This window comes from Erwinia sp. SLM-02 (assembly GCF_037450285.1).
Lineage (GTDB): Bacteria > Pseudomonadota > Gammaproteobacteria > Enterobacterales > Enterobacteriaceae > Erwinia.
In genome coordinates, this window is the sequence record NZ_JAQISN010000013.1 from 1 (window position 1) to 929 (window position 929).

The 929-nt window shown below is 49.6% G+C and carries 1 pseudogene; it reads right to left on the reverse strand.

The annotated features are described in order from the left end of the window. Positions 1-453: 453 nt before the first annotated feature. A pseudogene (locus PGH32_RS24765) lies at positions 454-579 on the reverse strand (replication initiation protein); the annotation flags it as partial. Positions 580-929: the final 350 nt, after the last annotated feature.

Below are 929 nucleotides of genomic sequence, written 5' to 3' on the forward strand. Positions count from 1 at the left end.
TTTTCGGGGAAATGTGCGCGGAACCCCTATTTGTTTATTTTTCTAAATACATTCAAATATGTATCCGCTCATGAGACAATAACCCTGATAAATGCTTCAATAATAGCACGTGCTAAAACTTCATTTTTAATTTAAAAGGATCTAGGTGAAGATCCTTTTTGATAATCTCATGACCAAAATCCCTTAACGTGAGTTTTCGTTCCACTGAGCGTCAGACCCCGTAGAAAAGATCAAAGGATCTTCTTGAGATCCTTTTTTTCTGCGCGTAATCTGCTGCTTGCAAACAAAAAAACCACCGCTACCAGCGGTGGTTTGTTTGCCGGATCAAGAGCTACCAACTCTTTTTCCGAAGGTAACTGGCTTCAGCAGAGCGCAGATACCAAATACTGTTCTTCTAGTGTAGCCGTAGTTAGGCCACCACTTCAAGAACTCTGTAGCACCGCCTACATACCTCGCTCTGCTAATCCTGTTACCAGTGGCTGCTGCCAGTGGCGATAAGTCGTGTCTTACCGGGTTGGACTCAAGACGATAGTTACCGGATAAGGCGCAGCGGTCGGGCTGAACGGGGGGTTCGTGCACACAGCCCAGCTTGGAGCGAACGACCTACACCGAACTGAGATACCTACAGCGTGAGCTATGAGAAAGCGCCACGCTTCCCGAAGGGAGAAAGGCGGACAGGTATCCGGTAAGCGGCAGGGTCGGAACAGGAGAGCGCACGAGGGAGCTTCCAGGGGGAAACGCCTGGTATCTTTATAGTCCTGTCGGGTTTCGCCACCTCTGACTTGAGCGTCGATTTTTGTGATGCTCGTCAGGGGGGCGGAGCCTATGGAAAAACGCCAGCAACGCGGCCTTTTTACGGTTCCTGGCCTTTTGCTGGCCTTTTGCTCACATGTTCTTGCTGCTTCGCGATGTACGGGCCAGATATACGC